This window comes from Ferrovum sp. PN-J185 (genome assembly GCF_001581925.1).
In the GTDB taxonomy this organism is placed as follows: domain Bacteria; phylum Pseudomonadota; class Gammaproteobacteria; order Burkholderiales; family Ferrovaceae; genus PN-J185.
The window spans coordinates 217611-239667 of sequence record NZ_LQZA01000003.1; the positions used below are offsets into that span (position 1 = coordinate 217611).

General features: G+C 40.4%; 20 protein-coding genes. 5 read left to right on the forward strand and 15 right to left on the reverse strand.

The window, feature by feature from the left end; all coding sequences use genetic code 11:
• From hisS to accA, 7 genes are read right to left on the reverse strand one after another with little or no spacing between them, the layout of a single operon-like run.
• Positions 1–1269: a histidine--tRNA ligase gene (gene hisS / locus FV185_RS07235; RefSeq protein ID WP_067495692.1), complete on the reverse strand. Its 1269-nt coding sequence runs from the start codon at positions 1267–1269 to the stop codon at positions 1–3.
• A gap of 18 nt (positions 1270–1287) precedes the next feature.
• Positions 1288–2505 (reverse strand): flavodoxin-dependent (E)-4-hydroxy-3-methylbut-2-enyl-diphosphate synthase, encoded by a 1218-nt coding sequence (gene ispG, locus FV185_RS07240; RefSeq protein WP_067495695.1) that lies wholly within the window; start codon positions 2503–2505, stop codon positions 1288–1290.
• Position 2506: 1 nt separating this feature from the next.
• Complete coding sequence (locus FV185_RS07245) at positions 2507–3235, reverse strand: helix-turn-helix domain-containing protein (RefSeq protein WP_067495697.1); 729 nt, start codon at positions 3233–3235, stop codon at positions 2507–2509.
• Positions 3228–4313, reverse strand: a complete 1086-nt coding sequence (rlmN, locus tag FV185_RS07250; RefSeq protein WP_067495700.1) for a 23S rRNA (adenine(2503)-C(2))-methyltransferase RlmN — start codon at positions 4311–4313, stop codon at positions 3228–3230. The genes FV185_RS07245 and rlmN overlap by 8 nt, the downstream gene beginning before the upstream one ends.
• A 10-nt stretch (positions 4314–4323) precedes the next feature.
• Positions 4324–4749, reverse strand: a complete 426-nt coding sequence (gene ndk, locus FV185_RS07255) for a nucleoside-diphosphate kinase (protein WP_067495983.1) — start codon at positions 4747–4749, stop codon at positions 4324–4326.
• A 31-nt stretch (positions 4750–4780) separates the two neighbouring features.
• On the reverse strand, positions 4781–6160 hold the full coding sequence (tilS, locus tag FV185_RS07260) for a tRNA lysidine(34) synthetase TilS (RefSeq protein ID WP_067495703.1): 1380 nt from the start codon (positions 6158–6160) through the stop codon (positions 4781–4783).
• Positions 6132–7097 (reverse strand): acetyl-CoA carboxylase carboxyl transferase subunit alpha, encoded by a 966-nt coding sequence (gene accA / locus FV185_RS07265; RefSeq protein WP_067495706.1) that lies wholly within the window; start codon positions 7095–7097, stop codon positions 6132–6134. Before accA ends, tilS begins: the two co-directional genes overlap by 29 nt.
• A gap of 95 nt (positions 7098–7192) precedes the next feature.
• On the opposite strand from accA, the gene FV185_RS07270 reads away from it, so the two are divergent.
• Entirely contained in the window at positions 7193–7741 is a 549-nt protein-coding gene (locus FV185_RS07270; RefSeq protein WP_067495709.1) for a cob(I)yrinic acid a,c-diamide adenosyltransferase, read from the forward strand.
• Positions 7742–7798: 57 nt separating this feature from the next.
• On the opposite strand, the gene FV185_RS07275 is transcribed toward FV185_RS07270, so the two are convergent.
• Genes FV185_RS07275 through FV185_RS07295 form a run of 5 tightly spaced genes read right to left on the reverse strand, consistent with a single transcriptional unit; the run spans position 7799 to position 16176 of the window.
• The gene (locus FV185_RS07275; RefSeq protein WP_067495712.1) at positions 7799–8362 is read right to left on the reverse strand and encodes a DUF4337 domain-containing protein; all 564 of its coding nucleotides are present in this window, start codon (positions 8360–8362) and stop codon (positions 7799–7801) included.
• A gap of 20 nt (positions 8363–8382) precedes the next feature.
• Positions 8383–9456: a 3-deoxy-7-phosphoheptulonate synthase AroG gene (aroG, locus tag FV185_RS07280; protein WP_067495715.1), complete on the reverse strand. Its 1074-nt coding sequence runs from the start codon at positions 9454–9456 to the stop codon at positions 8383–8385.
• 51 nt (positions 9457–9507) lie between these two features.
• Positions 9508–10947 carry a metalloprotease TldD gene (tldD, locus tag FV185_RS07285; RefSeq protein WP_067495718.1) on the reverse strand — a complete coding sequence of 480 codons (1440 nt, stop codon included), beginning with the start codon at positions 10945–10947 and terminating at the stop codon, positions 9508–9510.
• 25 nt (positions 10948–10972) lie between these two features.
• Positions 10973–11848, reverse strand: a complete 876-nt coding sequence (locus tag FV185_RS07290) for a carbon-nitrogen hydrolase family protein (RefSeq protein WP_067495722.1) — start codon at positions 11846–11848, stop codon at positions 10973–10975.
• Between the two features lie 20 nt (positions 11849–11868).
• Complete coding sequence (locus FV185_RS07295; RefSeq protein WP_067495725.1) at positions 11869–16176, reverse strand: YhdP family phospholipid transporter; 4308 nt, start codon at positions 16174–16176, stop codon at positions 11869–11871.
• A 117-nt stretch (positions 16177–16293) separates the two neighbouring features.
• On the opposite strand from FV185_RS07295, the gene FV185_RS07300 reads away from it, so the two are divergent.
• From FV185_RS07300 to waaF, 3 genes are read left to right on the forward strand one after another with little or no spacing between them, the layout of a single operon-like run.
• Entirely contained in the window at positions 16294–17220 is a 927-nt protein-coding gene (locus tag FV185_RS07300) for a branched-chain amino acid transaminase (protein WP_067495728.1), read from the forward strand.
• Between the two features lie 2 nt (positions 17221–17222).
• Positions 17223–17426: a zinc-finger domain-containing protein gene (locus tag FV185_RS07305; protein WP_067495731.1), complete on the forward strand. Its 204-nt coding sequence runs from the start codon at positions 17223–17225 to the stop codon at positions 17424–17426.
• Positions 17423–18442 (forward strand): lipopolysaccharide heptosyltransferase II, encoded by a 1020-nt coding sequence (waaF, locus tag FV185_RS07310; protein WP_082787076.1) that lies wholly within the window; start codon positions 17423–17425, stop codon positions 18440–18442. The genes FV185_RS07305 and waaF overlap by 4 nt, the downstream gene beginning before the upstream one ends.
• Here waaF and FV185_RS07315 read toward each other — a convergent pair.
• From FV185_RS07315 to alr, 3 genes are read right to left on the reverse strand one after another with little or no spacing between them, the layout of a single operon-like run.
• The gene (locus FV185_RS07315; RefSeq protein WP_067495737.1) at positions 18396–18992 is read right to left on the reverse strand and encodes a nucleotidyltransferase family protein; all 597 of its coding nucleotides are present in this window, start codon (positions 18990–18992) and stop codon (positions 18396–18398) included. The genes waaF and FV185_RS07315 overlap by 47 nt on opposite strands.
• On the reverse strand, positions 18992–19936 hold the full coding sequence (locus tag FV185_RS07320; protein WP_082787077.1) for an XdhC family protein: 945 nt from the start codon (positions 19934–19936) through the stop codon (positions 18992–18994). The genes FV185_RS07315 and FV185_RS07320 overlap by 1 nt, the downstream gene beginning before the upstream one ends.
• A 13-nt stretch (positions 19937–19949) precedes the next feature.
• A complete protein-coding gene (alr, locus tag FV185_RS07325) occupies positions 19950–21011 on the reverse strand; it encodes an alanine racemase (protein ID WP_067495740.1) in 1062 nt (353 codons plus the stop codon).
• A gap of 69 nt (positions 21012–21080) precedes the next feature.
• Here alr and FV185_RS07330 point away from each other — a divergent pair, with 69 nt between their 5' ends.
• The gene (locus FV185_RS07330; RefSeq protein ID WP_067495743.1) at positions 21081–22052 is read left to right on the forward strand and encodes a YheT family hydrolase; all 972 of its coding nucleotides are present in this window, start codon (positions 21081–21083) and stop codon (positions 22050–22052) included.
• Positions 22053–22057: the final 5 nt, after the last annotated feature.

Here is a 22057-nt window from a genome sequence, read left to right on the forward strand (position 1 = left end):
TTATTTCTCATTAAAAAAATTGATTAATTCAGCTTCTGAGAACAATTGTTGCTCACCTTGACCTCTCAGCGGCTTAAACACATAACGCCCACTGGCCAATTCATTCTCTCCAACGATCAAAGCATAGTGTGCTTGTGACTGATCAGCTCGTTTCATTTGATTTTTAAAGTTCCCATCACCGCAGTAGGTAAGTACTCGAATTCCTAGATCACGCAGTAATTCAGCAAGTTTAAAAGATACTTCAAGAGTACCATTTCCCTGATGTATAACAAATACTTCAGGGTAAGTCGGGAGAGAAGTTAAATTACCCTCTTCTTCTATGAGTGCCAATAGTCTTTCAATACCCATTGCAAAACCGCAAGCTGGTGCGGCTTTACCGCCAAGCTGCTCAACTAGTTTATCGTAACGACCACCACCACAAATCGTACTTTGTGCACCGAGTAAAGTAGTGGTCCACTCAAACACGGTGGCATTGTAATAATCAAGACCGCGTACTAATCTGGTATTGATATGGTAAGGAATGCCAGCATGATCTAATAAATGTTTTAATTGTTCAAAATGCGTCTTTGAATAGTCATCTAATTGATCAATTAACTTAGGAGCATTATCAATTAATTGAGTCAATTCAGGATTTTTACTATCAAGTATCCTTAACGGATTAGTATGTAAACGTCTTTTACTGTCATCATCTAATTTATCTTGATGAGCAGTAAAATATTCGATAAGTGTAGAGCGATATGCCTGTCTAGTTTCAAGGCTACCAATACTGTTAATTTCTAAACTAACATGTTTTAAACCTAAGCGCTGCCATAAGCGGTGCGTCATTAAAATCATTTCTGCATCAATATCAGGCCCACTAAAACCAAGGGCTTCTACGCCGCACTGATGAAACTGGCGATAGCGCCCTTTTTGTGGCCGCTCATGGCGAAACATCGGTCCTTGATACCATAGCTTTTGTGGACCTGAATAAAGTAAATTGTGCTCAATCACTGAGCGCACACATGAGGCAGTACCTTCGGGTCTAAGTGTTAAGCTATCCTGATTAAGACGATCCTCAAAACTATACATTTCTTTTTCAACAATATCCGTGACCTCCCCGATCGAGCGAACAAACAACCCCGTATCCTCAACCATTGGCGTACGAATTTCTAGGTACCCATACTGAGTAAGCCATTGTCTTAATTCTTGTTCCAAGGCTCCCCATAAAGCAGAAGATTGAGGAAGAATATCATTCATCCCTCTAATACCTTGAAATTTTAATTGCCCCATAACAAAACAACCCTTTAACTATTGATATTTTCTTTTTATATAATCGGTCACTATTGCTTTAAACTCGTCTGCAATATTGTCACCCTTTAAGGTAACTGTTTTCTCACCATCAACATAAACTGGAGCAACAGGTCTTTCTCCGGAACCCGGCAAGCTTATACCTATGTTTGCCAACTTACTCTCTCCAGGTCCATTGACCACACAACCCATCACAGCCACATGAAGGTTTTCAACACCTTTATACTGAGTCTTCCATAGTGGCATTGAATTTCTTAAAAACTCTTGAATGTCACTTGCTAACTCTTGAAAGTACGTGCTAGTTGTTCGGCCACATCCCGGGCAAGCAGTAACCATTGGCGTAAAAGCACGTAACCCCATAGTCTGTAACAGTTCCTGCGCCACCCTAACTTCCAGCGTTCGATCACCTTTGGGCTCCGGTGTAAGTGATACTCGAATTGTGTCACCAATGCCTTCTTGTAATAAAATCCCCATGGCTGCACTTGACGCAACGATCCCTTTACTACCCATCCCAGCTTCAGTTAATCCCAAATGCAATGGATAATCACATCGCGCAGCAAGATCACGATATACGTGAATCAAATCCTGTACGCCACTTACTTTACAGGACAGAATAATATTATTTTCTTGTAATCCTAATTTCTGCGCCATGTGAGCGCTCTCAAGAGCAGAGGCTACCAGTGCTTTGCGGGTTAGTTCTTCAATAGATAAGGGGTTGGCAGTCGTTGCATTTTCATCCATAAAACGTGCCAACATATCTTGATCGAGACTTCCCCAATTGACACCAATTCGAATTGGTTTTTCATAACGTATAGCCAATTCAATCAAGGTAGCAAATTGCTCATCTTTTTTAGAACCACGTCCAACATTGCCTGGATTAATTCGATATTTATCTAAAGCTTTGGCACAGTCTGGAAATTCAGTAAGTAGTTTATGCCCATTAAAATGAAAATCCCCAACCAAAGGTGTGTAACAAGATTGACGCCGTAACTCTTTAACAATAATAGGAACACTTTGGGCAGCTTCTGCTGTATTAACAGTAATTCTTACTATCTCTGAACCTGCTTTAGACAAAGCAATAACCTGCTCAATAGTTTTATCAATATCTGCTGTGTCAGTATTGGTCATTGATTGAACTACAATCGGGGCATTACCACCCACACGAATTTCACCAACTTTCACCTCACGACTGACTCGTCTTTTGATTATCGTGTTCATTTTAATGGTTACTATTTTGAATAGAATTTATAGGCGCTTTATCTTGACTTACTCCAGATGGAGAGGCATCGATTTTTTGCTCTAAAGACGTTACAGAGGAAGGTGTTGCCTGGGCAGGAGAGGCCAATGGATGATTTATCACTTCTGTTGAATTACTTTGATTAGTATTATAGGTGTTACTACTATCAACTGATTTACTAGAATCAGGAACAGTTGAAAGCGTATTGGATTTATTGCTATCAGTTTTCTCGGGCGACTCGTTCTTTAAAGGTGCTAACGTACCCTCACTCTTGTGATTATGTGATTTCTGAAACCACAAAAATAATGAGAGTAGAAGAATTAACAAAACACCAAGTAGTATAATTTTGAAGCCAAAACGATTTTGTGTGTTCTTACCAGTAGAGAAACTAACGTTTTTTGGTTTCACAGCCACCGCTTGTTTATCAAAAGTCTGAACTCGAGCTGCAGGTAGCACCTTTTCTAGTTCGTCAATGAGAGGCTCTTCAGACAAAACAAGAAATTTTGCGTAAGCACGTAACATCGCTCTTACTAAATAGGGACTGAGCAATTGATCAAACTGATTATTTTCTAAATAGGTTAATTGCTTAACAGAAAACTTTAATTTATCACTTACATCAATAAGAGATAATCCTTTAGCCTCACGAGCTTGCATCAATAGTTGACCAAGGCTAACGTTATTCTCGTCATGAGTATTTATATTATCAGTCATTTTCAATCTCCATAAATTTCTCATGTCGTCGGCTTTTATCAATTACTTTCCCAGCGAGCTGACCACAGGCAGCATCAATATCATCACCTCTGGTTTTTCTTACTGTGACAATAAAACCGTGTTGCACCAAAATATCTTTAAAGCTTTTAATACGTTGACTGGTTGAGGTTTCATAACCACTTCCAGGGAATGGATTAAAGGGAATCAAGTTGAATTTACAAGGAATATCCTTCACCAGTTGAATAAGCTCTCTTGCCTGTTTGTCTGAATCATTCACGTCTTTAAGCATAACGTACTCAAATGTAATAAAGTCTCTTGGTCCTGCTTTCACATAGGACTGACATGCTTGCATGAGTTGTTTTAGTGGATATTTTTGATTTATTGGCACCAAAATATCGCGTAATGCATCATTAGGTGCATGCAATGACACAGCTAAGGCCACAGGCATTTGCTCTTGTAAACGTTGTAGTGCAGGGATAACACCTGATGTGGACAAAGTTACTCTTCTTCTCGATAGCCCATAAGCCATATCATCTAAAAGAATGGATAAAGTATTAATAACAGCATCAAAATTCAGTAATGGCTCTCCCATACCCATTAGTACAACATTACTAATGACTCTCTCACCTTTAGGGTTTTTTCCTAACGCTTTGTAGGCCCACCAAATCTGGCCAATAATTTCTGCCGTGGTTAAATTTCTATTGAATCCTTGGCGCCCCGTCGAACAAAAGGTGCAAGCGAGTGCACAACCCACTTGTGACGAGACACATAAAGTACCCCTATCGTCTTCAGGAATAAAAACGGTTTCAATAGCGTTACCGGGGGTTAATTCAAGCAGCCATTTTCGAGTACCATCAGATGAAAGCTGTTCATTCAATAATTTCGGTACTGCTACAACAGCAAGCTGAGTAAGCTTATCTCGAAGAGACTTGGCTACGTCAGTCATGTCATTAAAATCAGACACTCCCAACTGGTGAATCCATTTCATCACTTGCTTGGCACGAAAAGGTTTTTCTCCAAGTTCTACAAAAAACTCAGCGAGTTCTTTTTGTGTTAGCCCAAGCAAGTTGACAGTCATTGCACCGTTCTTATCGTGAATATACGTTAAGAGCTGGGAAAAAATAAGCAATCTCCACAGCAGCAGTTTCTGGCGCATCTGAGCCATGTACGGCATTGGCATCAATGCTATCAGCAAAATCAGCGCGGATGGTTCCGGGAGCAGCTTTCTTAGGATCGGTCGCGCCCATCAAATCACGATTTTTAAGAATAGCACCTTCACCTTCTAAGACTTGGATCATAACTGGACCTGAAATCATAAAAGAAACGAGGTCTTTAAAGAAAGGACGCTCTTTATGTACGGCATAAAATCCTTCTGCTTCAGCTTGAGATAATTGAGCCATTCTTGCTGCAACAATTTTTAATCCAGCCTGTTCAAAACGACTATAAATTTGTCCGATTACATTCTTTTTGACTGCATCGGGTTTAATAATAGATAAGGTACGCTCAATAGCCATGAAAAACACTCCAAAAATAATATAAAAAGCACTAGATTTTAACATGCAGCGCATCACCCTGGCCATTTATATAGTAAAAACGCCAGATAAGTACAATACCCCATTCATCAGGCCCAGCCTGATGAACTAACTCTGTTGCCACTCCTGGGATAGCAATTAGTCCCTTTTCATCACTGATAAAAGGCCATCTATCACGTTGCCAAAGCGGAATGTGTAATTCTTGAAAGAGCTGTTTTATCTCTTTGTGCGGGCGCTGAGAATGCACTTTAAGGCTTTCACCTCCCTCTCGTCTTTTAAGCGTAACACACTGATTTAAAGAGGTTTCTTTGACCCCTTTTCCTAATACGCGCTGGCTAGTTAATACACCAACATAAGGAATTTCTATGTCATTCAACTGCCAAGTGGATACTGTTATTGTTTGCCATGGGGCTATGTTGTTGATTATATACCAGTAATTATTATCACTAACTAATGAAACCCCCGCGAAATCAAGGCGCGGATGAGTATCTTGTTTACGAGTCTTAACTTGTTGCCACCATGATTGCCACTGCGCCTCTTGTAAAACAGGGAGATTTGTTTTTACTAACCAATAACGAACAAGATTAGCGGCTCTCTCTTCTCCCAAAGCAACAACCTTTCTCCCATCGAGTCTGTTATCGAGAGTGCACTGCTGAAGATCAATCAGCGCTAAGGTGTCAAGTAGCTGTTGTGATTTGGCTAGATGTAGACTGGTGCGGTTGAGGGTATCAACCCAGTGCGAAAACTTATTGCCAATTAGAGGTGCCAGGACTTGTCTTATATAGTTTCTTGCATAATAACTATCTTGATTGGTTGGGTCTTCAACCCAGGTTAATTGTCGCGTTAGCGCGTAGTCATACAATACAGATCGTTTAACATGAATTAAAGGCCTAAGTAACTGAATGGTCGTCGGTTTTAACAATCTACTTTCCGGCATAGCAGCAAGCCCAGGCAATCCAGACCCTCTAAACAACTGTATTAAAAATGTTTCAGCCTGATCATTGGCATGATGGGCTAATAATAAGAAATCTGTATCTAATGTTTTATAAACATTATAACGGGCTTGCCTTGCTGATTTTTCAAGACCGAGACCCGAATCAAGCTCAACATTAACTGCTACAACTGTTAAAGGAATAGATAACTTCTCACATAATTTAATGACATGTTGTTGCATCTCATCATTTATGCTCTGTAATTGATGATTAATGTGTACTGCAGATAAACGAAATTGTAATTGGTCAGTTAATTGTGAACAAAGATAAAGCAAAACAACAGAGTCTAATCCTCCGCTCACCGCAACTGTGATATGAGAGTTATGGTCAGTAATGTATTTCTGTAAAAACTGACCAACCTGATCAATGAGATTAACTGCGGATTTCCTTGAATTTGCCATAGCTCATCAGTCTTTCAAAACGACGGGCGAGTAGCTCATCAACAGATAGTTCATCAACAGTTTTAAGTGCTTCTTGCAAAGTACGGCGAAGAGATTGAGCCATGCTTTGTACATCTCGGTGCGCTCCACCTAATGGCTCATTAATAATCTTATCGATTAAACCCAGCGACTTTAGACGAGGTGCAGTAATATTCAACGCCTCTGCTGCATCACTGGTTTTATCCCCTGTTTTCCAAAGAATCGCAGCGCAACCTTCAGGTGAAATAACTGAATAAACGGAATACTGCAACATGAGAGTCATGTCGCCCACGGCGATGGCCAATGCGCCGCCTGACCCTCCCTCACCAATTATGGTGGAGATGATGGGTGTTTTAAGCGCTGCCATCTCATATAAATTTCTACCAATAGCCTCTGACTGACCACGCTCTTCAGCGCCAATTCCAGGATAGGCACCTGGCGTATCAATAAAGGTCATAATTGGCATATTAAACTTTTCAGCTAAACGCATGAGACGCAATGCTTTTCGATATCCCTCAGGGCGTGCTTGACCAAAATTTCGGTATATCCTGTCTTTTGTATCACGTCCTTTCTGGTGGCCAATAATCATTACTGGACGGCCTTGAAAACGAGCTATCCCCCCAACGATCGCAGGATCATCTGCGAAACCTCTATCACCATGAAGCTCTTCAAAATCAGTAAAAATATGCTCGATATAGTCAAGCGTGTAGGGTCGTTGGCTATGTCTTGCTACCTGAGCAATCTGCCAGGCACTTAAATTAGAGTAAATGTCTTTGGTCAGAGTTTGACTCTTTTTTTGTAGCCTCTCAATTTCCTGTGAAATATCCACAGCCGAGTCTTCCTGAACAAAACGAAGATCTTCAATCTTGGCTTCGAGTTCACCGATCGGTTGTTCAAATTCTAAAAAAACAGTTTTCATACAGATATTGACTTTATTATGGCAAGATTAAGAACAAAGTGACATTATAACGGTCTGTGACAAACTAGGCCAACAAACATTTAATTGAGACAAACATGGGAAATAGACTCACACGCCTTTATACCAAAACAGGGGATGCTGGAACTACTGGTTTAGGAGATGGCAGTCGTGTTAACAAAGATCACTATCGCGTTGAAGTGATGGGGGATGTTGATGAGCTAAATAGTATTATAGGCTTATTACTGACCTATGAGATTCCGCCCTACATTGACGAGGAATTAACTCGTATCCAACACGATCTTTTCGATCTTGGAGCTGAAGTTTGTATTCCAGGGCACATAGTTATTGAAGAAAAAAGAGTGCAGGAACTAGAATCAGGATTAGACTCAATTAATGCTAATTTAAGCGCCTTAAAAGAATTCATCTTACCTGGCGGCAACCGAGCTGCAGCAATATGTCACCATGCCAGAACTGTATGCCGACGTGCGGAAAGACGTCTTGTGTCTTTGAGTCATCATGAAATGATTTCACCCTTTGCAATGCAATATATAAATAGACTCTCTGATTATTTGTTTGTTATAGCAAGGGAAATTAATCGCCATGCGCATACACCGGATGTGTTGTGGCGTAGCTTAAAAAAATAATGAGATCTATGAATTACTCTCTCAGATCATCGGCAAAAGTAGAAAAAATCTCATTATTTAAAGATAAGCAAAAAAAGCCAGGCATATTCCAATTATCGCCCCAATTCCGGTTGGCACCAGCAACCACTTGCGATTAGTCAGTGCTGTGACAGAAGCGAGAGCAATAGCGATTTGCAAAAATGTCATCGCTCTTGCCAGATAATGGTGAGGATGAAATGCTTTTTCTGCCAATTTATTCTCAGCTTCTGATTTGGCTTCAAACTCTTCTGCCTTAGCTTTAATTTCAGCTTTTTCCTTTTCGTAACGCCCCACTTCACTCGCGTATTTTTCTTTGTCTTGGCCCGTAGCAAATTCTTTTGCAATTGCAACAATATTGCCTTTCATACTTTTGGCCTGATAGAAGCTCCACTGATCACTTGCGTGGGCTTTAAACAATACAGCCTCATTTTTATGGAAAAGAGCTTCATTTTGAGCGTTACTACCAAGATAACTGACCACTGCACCAATTGAAGCTAAGATAGCAGTGAATACAGCGACTTGTTGAGCAAGAGGAACACCGTGTCCTGCTTGATGTTCCAATTCATGCTCGTGAGAGCCATGTACGTGAAATCCCTCGCTCATTGCCGATCCCCCACGATAGATTATTTTTTATTTTTACGACGTTGTTGAATACTGTTTGCTAACGTCTCAAAAACAGTCTCGGTATCCACAAATGAAATACAAGCATCTGTAATGCTTTGTCCATACACTAAGGGTTTACCTGGCTCCAGATCTTGTCTGCCTGCCACAATATGACTTTCGATCATAACCCCCATAATACGTGTCTCACCGTGTGCTATTTGCTGAGCGACGTTATCGGCAACCGACAGTTGTTTTTGTGGGTCTTTTTGGCTATTAGCGTGACTAAAATCAATCATAACTTTAGCCGGTAATTGCGCTTTAACCAGTTCACTTGCTGCAGACTCAACGCTATCGGCATCAAAGTTTGTGGCTTTTCCACCACGTAAAATAACGTGACAATCCTCATTACCATTAGTCGCAACTATTGCAGAATGACCCGCTTTGGTGACAGATAAAAAGTGATGGGGTTGTTGTGCAGCACGGATGGCATCTACCGCAATCTTCAAGTTCCCATCAGTACCATTTTTAAATCCAACTGGACATGACAAACCAGATGCCAACTCTCTATGCACTTGGCTTTCTGTAGTACGAGCACCTATTGCTCCCCAACTGATTAAGTCAGCAAAATATTGTGGGGTAATTAAATCAAGAAATTCCGTTCCAGCAGGAACACCCATCTCATTAATATCTAACAATAATCCTCTGGCTAATCTCAAACCTTCGTTAATTTGAAACGTGCCATCTAAATGAGGATCATTGATTAACCCTTTCCAACCCACTGTTGTTCTTGGTTTTTCAAAGTAAACACGCATGACAATCAATAATTCACTGGCGTATTTTTCTTTCAAAACTTTCAAACGTGTTGCGTAATCTATAGCAGCCTGTGGGTCATGTATAGAGCAAGGACCAACGATAACGAGTAGCCGATCATCATCATTTCGCAGAATATTGTGTATCTGTTGGCGTGTTGCAGAAACAACGGTTGAGGCATTTTCCGATAAAGGAAACTCGCGCAGTAAATGGGATGGAGGAGACAACTCCTTAATCTCACGTATTCTTAAATCATCCGTCTTGAAAAGGTGATCAGTATTCATTGAATTCGTTGAACCTATGTATTTGAATTTTAAAATAGCTATTTTAACAGACTAAATGGTTCCACCTACAGTCAGGCCATCAATTCTTAAAGTAGGCTGCCCCACACCAACAGGAACGCTCTGCCCTTCTTTCCCACATACTCCAACACCAGGATCCAAAGACATATCATTACCTATCATTGACACCTTCGTTAGAACATCGGGACCATTACCGATCAAAGTCGCTCCTTTAACTGGATAGGTTAACCGTCCATTTTCAATCATCCAAGCCTCTGCAGCGGAAAAGACAAATTTACCGCTAGTAATATCTACCTGTCCACCACCAAAATTAACAGCATATATACCCTTATCAACTGAAGCGATAATTTCATCAGAGGCCATATTGCCATTTAACATGTAAGTATTAGTCATTCTAGGCATAGGTAAATGGGCAAAAGACTCTCTGCGTCCATTACCCGTCACAGACATACCCATTAATCTTGCATTAAGTGTATCTTGTATGTACCCTTTTAAAATACCATCTTCGATTAACACTGTAGCTTGCGTGGGGTTTCCTTCATCATCACAATTTAATGAGCCACGACGATTGGCTATGGTGCCATCATCAAGCACAGTGACCCCAGGGGCTGCCACTCGTTGCCCAATTCTCCCTGAAAATGCTGACGATCCTTTACGATTAAAGTCACCCTCTAGACCATGACCAATTGCTTCATGTAGAAGAATCCCCGGCCAACCAGGTCCTAATACCACAGGCATTGCTCCGGCTGGAGCAGGTTTTGCATCTAAATTTGTTATCGCTTGATGAACAGCTCTTCTGGCATAATCCTCCAGTAACTCATCACTAAAATATTCATAACCAAAACGCCCTCCACCCCCTGCAGAACCTTGCTCACGTAGACCATTATGCTCAGCAATAACTTGTAACGATAAGCGCACTAGAGGTCTAATATCTGTAGCCATATGACCATCACTTCTGGCTACTAAAACGACTTCATACTGACCTGCTAACGATGCCATTACTTGGGTTACTCTTGGGTCCATGGCTTTGGCAATTTTTTCAATTCTTTCTAGCAACGCCACTTTTTTGTCATCAGCTAAAGTCATTAGGGGATCAATACTTGAGTAGAGCTGTCTCGTGTCAAGGCTGTGTGTTAATTTTGACAGGCTAAATTGCTGTCCACTCTGTGCAATTGAACGGGTCGCTTTAGCAATTTCTTGAAGGCTAGACAACTGTATATCATCTGAATAAGCAAAGGCAGTTCTTTCACCAGTAACAGCCCTCACCCCTACTCCTTGCTCAATATGGAATGAACCTGACTTAACCTGTCCCTCTTCTAAGCTCCATCCCTCAGCGCGGCTATACTGAAAATATAAATCAGCATAATCCACTTGATGAGTAAGAATCGATCCCAGCACTTGATCTAGTTGCCCTACTCCAAGACCGTATGGCTCTAAGAGAATGGATTGTGCATTTTTAAAAGTGGCGTTCATAAGTATTTATCCTTAATTTCATCTCTCAAGAGGATTGAACCTTGAGGGTTTTATGGGTTAGTGCCGGTAAGCTCGTGCGAAGTTCAGTTAAATGAACGGGATTAACACCAGCGATAACAATTCCTGAACCTCTAGAGAGACGGTCAAGTACCACTCCCCAAGGATCCACGATCATGCTCGATCCATGTGTTTCCCGACCATTCATGTGATATCCACCTTGCGCAGGAGCAATCACATACGCCAAATTCTCAATGGCACGAGCGCGGATGAGAGTATCCCAATGGGCTTTACCAGTTGTCTCAGTAAAGGCAGAAGGAATAAAAATCAGATCACATTCACCCATAGCTCGATATAGCTCAGGAAAACGTAAGTCATAACAAATAGATAATCCAATCTTACCAAAGGGACTATTTAGAGTGACGATTTGATTACCAGGCTCTATCGTTTTAGATTCATCATATTTTTCAACACCTCGTTGAAAACCAAACAAATGAATTTTGTCGTATCGGGCTACACATTTACCCGTATGATCAAATACCAGTGAACTATTACGAATCTTATTCTGCTGCTCTGTCTTAATAGGAATTGAACCACCCACAATCCATACGCCATAGCGTTTAGCAGATCGTGATAGAAAATCTTGAATAGGACCTGAACCAAAAGACTCGGCAACCTTCACCTTATCAGTGTCTTTCATTCCCATAATGGCAAAATATTCAGGTAAGCCAATAATAGCCGCGCCTTGATCGGTAGCCATTTTTATAAGTCTACCCGCTTCTAACAGATTGGCATCGACATGAGGGCCTGAGGCCATTTGAATTGCCGCAACTCTAAAGTTACCTGGTAATAGTTTTGCTTTACCAAAACCTGAATCTTTTTTCTTGGTTGTAGACTTGGTCATATTACTCTCATCATAAATAGCTAATTTACTGCATCTCCATTAACAGAATCAATTTGTGGATTATCCCAATCTCCACGAATTCGATACTGATAAGATAAAACTTTATCTAGAGGGTTACGTAAAATCTTTTGCACAAGATAAGTTGCTGCACCAACTACAGGACCGCCTATGAGTGTTCCAGCAAGGGATAAATCACCACCTACCGCGGGATCAACTTTAGCAATCAAGTCTGACGTCTCATTGGGTACGTCTATTTGCCCAGTCAATTTTACTCGTGCTGCAGGACCAGACATAACAAAATCAGGAGTATTCAATACCCCTTCATGTATTGAAAAGTCACCTTTTACTGTATCAAAGGCAAAACCCTGTGAAAAAATATCATGAAAATTTAGTGTAATTCTGCGCGGGAGGCTCTGTAAACTCAATAAACCAATAATTCTTCCGGTTCCACCAGGGTCAACTTTAGAAAATTGTCCATCTTGTAAATCCAAATTCATACTGCCTGATGAATAATCAAAATCATAATCTTTAGGACCACCTACCCACGACAAATTAGCATGAATTTTCCCGTCACCACGGGACATAAGCTTGTCGTAACCAAGCGCAGTTAAAAAATCACCTAAATTTTTAGCCTCGATATCTACAGTAAGTTCAGTCTTTGTTTCCTGATCAATAGCACCAGCCCATTGACCATTCCCCCTTAACTCACCACCTGCGGTGAGCGCTAAAAGACGATTAATATGCCATATATTGTCTTGTCCTTGAGCAGAGAACTCCAAATGCGAAAAGGATTTCTTTCCAAATTGACAATGATCCGCTGTCAGTTCTATATCAGGCATTTTTGTTAAATCATTGAGTGTCGCAAGATCTGTTGAGCGATGCTTCTTATGAGGTTTAACAGTGGTTGAGCCATCAACAGCGTCATCTTTTTTCTTAATGGTGTCAGGTATTATAAGTTGTGTAAATACAGCTTTAATGGCACCTTTACCATCTTTAATCCAATTTAATGAACCGTTAATCTGTTCTCCACGTAAAACGACATTCCATTGTGGATCTTGCCAGTTTGCTCGAAGATGATGCGTTAACCAAATTCTGTTACGCCAAATCACATTATTGAAATTTAAGTCAATTGCGTTAACTCTACCAAATATCTTGTTTGTTGCTGAATTGGATTTGGTTTTTTTCGTATTACTGTCATTTTGCCATTGATTTTGATGTTGATTCCAATACCCAATCAATTCATCAACATTGACGTTATCTAATCGACCGGTTAACGAAAAACCAGGGCCTACTTGACCAAGATAGGATCCACCCATGTTAATTACCCCACGCGTAGCATTAAAGCTACCATCCTTATTAGACTCATAGAACACCTTCATACCAAACCATGAATCCATATTCAGGCTCATCAAGGTTCTACCACTCTCCAGCGGTTCAACAACAACCGTTAAAGGCAGAGATTGACTGGCTGTTTTTTGATAGGGTTCTGGCCCTGAAATACTGGTTCCTTTCAAATTACTCGTAAAAGTAATGGTGGTGTCTTGTGCTCGTTTCTCAAATCGTGCCCGCCAATCAAATCCCCCTGCACAAATAGTCTCTAACTTTTCCATTCCTAAACGAGATAAAGAAGCGACATCTGTATGCCCTGATAAATCAGCCACTAACAAATGCGACAAGGATCCCTTTACCGTCATGGTGACGGGCTTTTTCAATACCAGTGCTGCCAAAGAAAAACTGACTTGATCATTTTTTTGACTCAAAATCACATGGCCATTCCAATCCACCGCACTATCAAGCGAACTTAATATTGGATTGGGGAATAAAATAGTTAGTCCCTTTATAGACGTGTTACCTTTCAAAGCAAGATCAATAAGTCCATCTGGACGAGTTGATAAATGTATATTAACGGGTTCATTAACTAATAACGCTTTTGAATCCAATAACACATTCGTTTTATTGGCAGTAAAAGTAATATCTGCCGTCCAATCGGATTGCCCAGATACATTTTTTAAAAATGAATTATCGTATACTCCATACAAAGTAGAGGCATCCGCCCTACCCTGTGCTTTGAGGACTGTTGTGTGATCTTGATTGGTTGTAAATAGTAACTGTGCTGGCCCACCTAAAATACTCGCTTTCAGTAAATCAGAGGACACCCCGCTTTCAGTAAAATACAAATGTCCACTTAATGAATTAATGGGAGGAATTCCTTTTTTTCCATCATCTAATACTGCGTCAATAAACTGATAGTCGCCTTGTAGTGTGGTATCGATTGTATGTGACAAAGGAACTGTCATTTTTAAAGACAATAACCCATTACCTGCCCCAGTTAACTGGTTAGTGACATGATGTATATACTCGCTAACCGGGCTTTTTCTAATAAACTCAAGAGTATCTTTTACTGAAGATTGTATTTTCCCACCCACCTCTAACACTTCATTACTGTGCACTAAATCTGCAATGGTAAGCGTCACTTCTTTTAGTTGATTATTTTGTATTAATCCAGTGTTAGCTTTAAAACCAAGACCAGGGCCTTTCATGTAGAAGTCTCCTGCTACATGATCAATGACAGGCCATTTTGAATTAAAGTTAACCAAAGCATCAGATACTTTTGCATTGACTTGAAAAATCCCTTGTTGGTCGTTTGCAAAAGGAAACTGTTTTAAATCACCATCAATTTTAAAGGTGGTTTCTTTAGCCAACCCTCTTACCAAACCTTGTTTTAACCAATCTCTTGCTTCTTGATTGACAGTCAATGGCATGTAGCGCCACACAGAACTGATATCTGCACGTTGCAAACTACCCTGCAGTTGAGCCCTACCGGGGCCGTTCTGAGATAAACTCATGTTGCCAGAAAAACTACCTGCCATATCTGTATTCGAGAGATTAATTTCATTTAAATTAAGTGCAACATTCTCACCATTACGAATCCAATTTGCATCAACGGCATATTTATCTAAATAAATAGGTCGCGAGAAGACAGTAGGATAGTTTAAGGTAAGCGATGTTCCCTGTCCTTTTACTCGCCCACCGTCATCTCTCACGTCCACATGACCCGTAAAATCATGAATTGCGGGAGATAATTGATACGGATTTGAGGCAAATTGGTGTAGATCTAACGATACTTGATATTGCCCATTATTATTGGGGTCACCCTGCCAGGTAGCATTAAGGTTGTTTATTTCACCTTGTAGTCCTAATTTATACCAAAACTGTCTTTGCTTTTCCGTTAACGGCATTTGATCAAGATTATTATGAATATCATCCATAACCAACTGATTAGCAGTTAACACATTGCGTGTATCAGATAACATCAAATATAAATTTAATGGACGAGTTAACTTGATCGAACTATTACCTTTAACCATCAACTGTTTGGTATTCACCTCAAAACCATTAGTTAACTGATTAAATCCTACATGTCCTATCATTTCACCTACATTTGTATTACTTAAAGCATTGGTAAGTCTGCCTTGGATATTATGAAGATCGATATCCGCTTCAATACCAAACTGAAGGTTGTTATGCATCATCAAGATTGCATTAACAGACCCATATCCTGACTCGAATGGTTTTAATTGATTGAACCACGGTGAAAGAGAAGTAAAGTTAAACCGATTGGTTAGCCATTTAATATTTCCCTGCCAGCTAGATAAATTATCAGACTGGCTGCCATATACATCCCCCTCAAACCTCATCATATCGCCAAAATAACGATCGGGAATAAGGCTACCTTTAACAAAGTGTCGACTTCCTGAGTTATTAAGTTCCAGCGCCACACGATGAAATACGTAATTAGGGCTATGAATAAATTGATCAGAAAATACCACTTTATTAATAGTAAGGTTACAGTGCCCTTGTTGAATGAGCCAATGTAAAAAAGGATTTTTATTCGTATCTGACTTCGGAATAAGTAGAGAAGCTAAAAACCATTGTCCCTGCTCGTCTCTTTTGACACTAATTTCATCTATGGTGATTTTTAGGCGACTAAAGTCTAATCTTGCTCGGAAAAGATTGATTAAAGAGAGTCTTGCTTCAAGTTTTGGAACCGTTAATATGGGTTGTTTTTGTTCATTAAAGATAACAATATTATTTAGTAATACGCCCGGCTGAATCCGCCAAGGTGCATGTTCAATGGAGCCAATTGTGATACTGAGCCCTGTACTTTGGTGAAACATAGTAACAAGTTGGGGACGATAACGCTCAGGGTCTCTGAGGGTGAAAGCTTGTAGAGCAAACCAAGTAAGTACAATTAAAACGAACCCAACTAAGCTGAGTCGTAATAAGTGCTTGGGTAGCGCAAAAATATGTCTTTTCAATGCATTCATAACAAAGCAATTATAACGGTTTTATTGTGCATCAACCGGTTACAATAACGAATAAGTATTGGCTAGGAGAATACGTGAACTTCCGCTAAAATAGATATTTTGTACTGGGAGTGCTCTATGTCAATGTCTGACCGCGATGGATTGATCTGGCAAGATGGTCAACTGATACCCTGGCGTACAGCTAATACGCATGTTTTAACTCATTCACTACATTATGGTATGGCTGTATTCGAAGGTGTACGCGCCTATAATACGCCACAAGGACCTGCCATATTTCGCCTTAGAGAACATACTGAACGCCTATTCCGCTCAGCCCATATTCTACAAATTCCTATGCCTTTTTCCATGGATGAGGTTATGGACGCTCAAATTACCACAGTTCGTGAAAACTCTCTTAAGGAATGCTACATACGTCCATTAGTATTCTTAGGCTCAGAAAAAATGGGGGTTTCACCACGTGGCGCGAAAACGCATATTACTATCGCTGCTTGGCCTTGGGGTGCTTATTTAGGAGAAGAGGCGATTGAAAAAGGGATTCGTGTGAAGACCTCTTCTTATACTAGACATCATCCTAATATTACTATGTGTAAGGCTAAAGCATCAGGTAATTACATGAATTCTATCCTTGCCAACAATGAAGCGATCACAGATGGCTACGATGAAGCATTACTATTAGATGTAGATGGGTTTGTGGCAGAGGGATCTGGTGAAAATATTTTTATTGTAAAAAAAGGCGTGATTTACACGCCTGATCTATCAAGTGCGCTTGAAGGAATTACTCGCGATACCATTATTCAATTAGCCCATGAAATGAACCTCACCGTTGTTGAAAGACGAATTTCTAGGGATGAACTATACAGTGCAGACGAGGCTTTCTTTACGGGTACAGCAGCAGAAGTAACCCCAATTCGAGAGGTAGATAATAGAGTGATTGGTCAAGGGATGCGAGGACCTATCACCCGAGCGCTGCAAAGTAAATATTTTGAAGTGGTAACCGGTCAAAGTGCTCAACATCAACATTGGTTAAGTCACGTAGGAGTATAAACATGTCTGAAGGAAAAGCTTTGGATCAACAGGTTATTCTGGTAAGTGAAAAAGATTTACCTCTACATTGTCCTCAGCCTGCAGTAGCCCTATGGAATACCCATCCACGGGTATTTTTAGACATCACAAAAACAGGGCATGCTCAGTGCCCCTATTGTGGTACTAAATATGAATGGCAAGGGCCACTGCCTAAAGCTCAGCATTGAACAGAATACTTATTATAGGCGCCTCATGGGTTGGCGATGCTGTTCTTAGTCAACCTCTCATGAGACAACTCAAGTCGATTTCATCATGCGCAATAGATGTCATGGCTCCCTCTTGGACTCGTGGGGTGTTGGAGAGAATTCCTGAAGTTGATCATGTTATAGACAGCCCACTCATACACAAAGAGCTTAATATAAGTGGTTTATGGCATGCCTCTCGTTTATTGAAAAACAAATATGATAAGGCCATTCTTCTTCCTAATTCATTCAAGTCAGCACTCATTCCATGGCTTGCACACATTCCAATTCGAGTAGGTTATAAAAGAGAAGGAAGAGGTGTTTTACTCAACCATGCTATAACCCTCGATACCAAGCGCCATCCACTTATGGTGGAAAGATTTTTAGCTCTCTCCGAAAGTAAAGTTGAATTTAATCACTCACTCTATCCGCAACTTGTTCCCAATTTGCTCAATCAGCAGGAACTCATTCACAGGCTCAACCTTCATCTCGACTTACCCATCATAGTTCTTTGTCCTGGCGCTGAATATGGTCCTGCCAAACGTTGGCCAACCAGGCATTACCATCAGTTGGCTATTGAGCTATTAGCACAAAACAAACAAATTTGGATAATGGGATCCAATAAAGATAAAGCCGTTGCAGATGAAATTATGCAAGGGGTATCAAGTAAGAATATAACGAATTTATGCGGGATAACCAATCTTGCTCAAGCGGTAGATTTGATGGCACTTGCGCAGGCGGTAGTGACTAATGACTCGGGGTTAATGCATATTGCTGCAGCGCTCAAACGTCCTGTGGTGGCACTTTTTGGATCATCTAGCCCACAATTCACCCCACCACTTTGCTCTCAAGCTAAAGTAGTGACTCTTCAATTATCCTGTAGTCCGTGTTTTCAAAGGGTATGCCCGCTGGGACACTTAAAATGCCTGACTGATATAACGCCACAACATATTATTAACGAATTAAATTCACTAGCTCATTATATTGAGCCCAATCCTTAGTTTCATCGATATCAAAAATAATACCTTGATCGTTAGTATCAATCCAGGTGACTTGGGTTGGTTGTTGCTCAACAATTTTTCTCAAGCCAATATCACCATTTAAAGCATTAATTACTGGCAAATACTGCCGTCCAACTCCAACAGGGTTCCCTCTTACACCCTGAAACCTTGGTACAACCAACTGATTACCTTGGCTCAAACTTAACGTAATTTGATCAACTGTAGAACGACTCACAAGTGGCATATCAGCAAGAGCAATAAGCCATGCATTATAGTGGGAAGTGGTATGGACTAACTGCTTTAATGATTCAGAAAACGAGGATGATGCACTGACTACTTTGACTTGATAGCCTAATTGACATAAGCCAGGGAGTAAAGAAAGCTGATTGGCATTAATAATAGCCCACTTAACTGATAAATGAGCATAACGTTGGGCAGTATTGATGGCAAGATATGTACAATTACTATCAGTAAGTAATAATTTATTTTCACCAAATCGGCGACTTGAACCTGCTGCCATCAATAATAAGGCACAATTATAATCACTCATCAAAGAGTAATTCCATTTTTAATTGCTGTAATTTGCGCGAGTATGGCAAGTGCAATTTCTGGAGGAGTTTTGCTACCAATAGACAATCCTACAGGTCCTTTTAATTTGGCTAGTTGAGTAGCACTTAAATCAAAGCTTTCTAATCGCGTTCGTCTTGCTTGTTGCGTTTTTTTTGAACCTACTGCACCGACAAAAAATGCAGAGGATGTTAACGCTTCAAGCAATGCTAAATCATCTTGTTTTAAGTCATGAGTTAAAGCGACAATGGCTGTATGTAAGTCAGGCTGTTGTTCTCGAATAAAATCATCAGGCATTAAAGCACTTACTTCGGTATTGTTAATTGGCCAGTTGCGTCTAATTTCTTCTCTAGGATCACAAACAAGAACATGATAATCAAGTGCCTGGGCCATTTGTGTTAAATAAATACCAATTTGATTAGCACCAATAATTAATAATCGATAACGAGGTCCAAATACAACCTCTAATTGCTGATCATGCCAATTCACTTTTGGCACAAATTCTGTAATAGGAGTTAACTTTACTTCTCCTGTTGTCACTGATAATTGACGTAGTACCTTTGTCTTGGAATTGATGAGAGCGCATAATGCTGATAGCTGACTGTGTTCAGTTAAGGGTTCAATAACAAGCTCAATGGTACCGCCACAGGGTAATAAGTAACGTAACGCCTGGTGTTGATCTATTCCATAACTCAAATACTGAGGGTATTGAAGAGGATTTTCTCTGATATAAGATACCAACTGATCTTCGACACAACCACCCGATACAGAGCCGACTATATCTCCCTTATCCGTCAACCCCAAAAGAGATCCAGCTGAACGAGGTGCTGAACCTACCGTGCCGACCAGAGTAACCAAATAACAACGACGCTTATCTTGTAACCAACTATTAAGCGTTTCTAAAACCAGTAAATCCGCACTATCCATATATTTTTATCTATTAACTATTAATACGAGCGGGTCTATGAGTATGGCAAAGTAGTTCATAAGCTAGCGTACCTGAACAATGAGCCACTTCAGCCACATTTATATTGTCTCCCCATAACTCAACCTGCGAACCCAACTGAACGTCAGCTTGTTGCGTCACATCCACGGTAATCATATCCATTGATACCCGGCCAATTAAAGGCAGTTTTTTACCATTAATCCATACCGGCGTTCCATTCTTTGCCGTGCGCGGATAACCATCTGCATAACCACAGGCAATTGTTGCTACTCGGGTAGGTTGTGATGCCGTAAACGTACTACCGTATCCTACCGACTCTCCAACATCAATCCAACGTAACGCAATTACTTCTGATGTTAGTTTCATAACTGGCTTCAAACCCACTTCACTGGCTGCGCGTCCTAATGGATCAACACCATATAACATAAGTCCAGGACGAGCCCAATTAGATCGTAATTGACTGTGCAGCATAATTGCAGCGGAGTTGGCTATACTGCCTTCAATACCCATCTCACTCAAAACGCGCTTAAATCGTTCCATGGGCAAGTGTACTAATTGAGGATCAATAGAATCTGCGTTAGCAAAATGTGTCATAAGTACATCAATTCGTATGCTATTTTGAGCTTTGTTATTTCTGAATAGTTCGTTAATCTCTTTTTCTTGAAAACCCAAACGATGCATTCCTGTATCAAACTTTAACCAAATACCCTGAGATGAAGTAGCCTCACTCCACCAGGCATATTGATCAATATGATGAATGACGGGTGTTAATTGATAGTGAAGATAATCAGGTATCTCTAAAGCCGAAAAGGGACCTTCTAATAAGACGATGGGGTGAGTTATTCCTCCTTCCCTCAACACAACGGCTTCCTCAAGACAGGCAACTGCAAATCCTTCAACATACTCTGCCAATTGCCGTGCAACCAATAGATCACCATGACCATAAGCATTCGCCTTAACCACAGCCAATAGTTTGCCGCCATGAATTTGTCGGGCAAGTTTACAATTTTGAATAATATTGTTGCTATTGATAGAAATCTTGGCTGGACGTGTCATAATTCACGCAGTACTCTTTATGTAATCTTATAATTTTATAATCTTAAACATCTTTTTGCATTATCGCCAATGATGTCTAATTTCTCTTACAAACACTTTACCACCTCATGGTGGTTAAAACAGCCGCATATTCATACTATTTATGGTGCACGTTACGTACCCTGCCCTCCTATTCCCTGGTTAAGAAAAACTGTCTCAACACCAGACGACGATTTTCTTGATATTGATTATATAGAACATCCTCAAGCGCACGCCATAATCGTACTCATTCATGGGTTAGAAGGAAATAGTCAGTCACGATATATTAGAAGTCTTGCTCACACTGGCATAGAGCAAGGCTTCCATGTGGTTGCCCCAAATCTGCGAGGCTGTAGCGGACCAATTAATCTCATGCCACGCTTATATCATGCAGGGGATAGCCAAGAATTTGACTGGTTAATCCCCCTTATTAGTGGGCAATTTTCTAATTTACCTATTTTCGTAGTTGGTTTTTCACTGGGTGCGAATATTCTTTTAAAATGGTTAGCAGAAAAAACTTCTGACAAATTAATTAAGGGCGCCGTAGCTATTGCTCCTCCACTTGATTTAGAGACTGTGGCATCAACTCTTAATCAAGGGTTTAATCGAGTATATACTCATCATTTCCTGAGCACTTTAAAACCCAAAGCCAAACTTAAGGCCAAACAATTTCCAGGTCTGTTTGATCTGAAAAAAGTACTGACAGCCAAAAATATGTTTGAATTTGATGAATACTTTATGGCGCCACTACATGGCTTTAAGGGTGCGAGGGATTATTGGAGTCAATCTAGCGCAGGACCTCATTTGCATGCTATTTCCACACCAACATTACTTGTAATGAGTCAAGACGACCCTTTTATACCCAAACATCTCATCCCTAAACCATCCCAACTTTCGCACTCCACGCAACTTATTACATCGCAATATGGTGGACATGTCGGCTTTGTAAATGGACGATTTCCTGGGTTTTTACAGTGGATACCCGATATAATAATGTCCTACTGCAAATCATTTAATGATTAAACTTA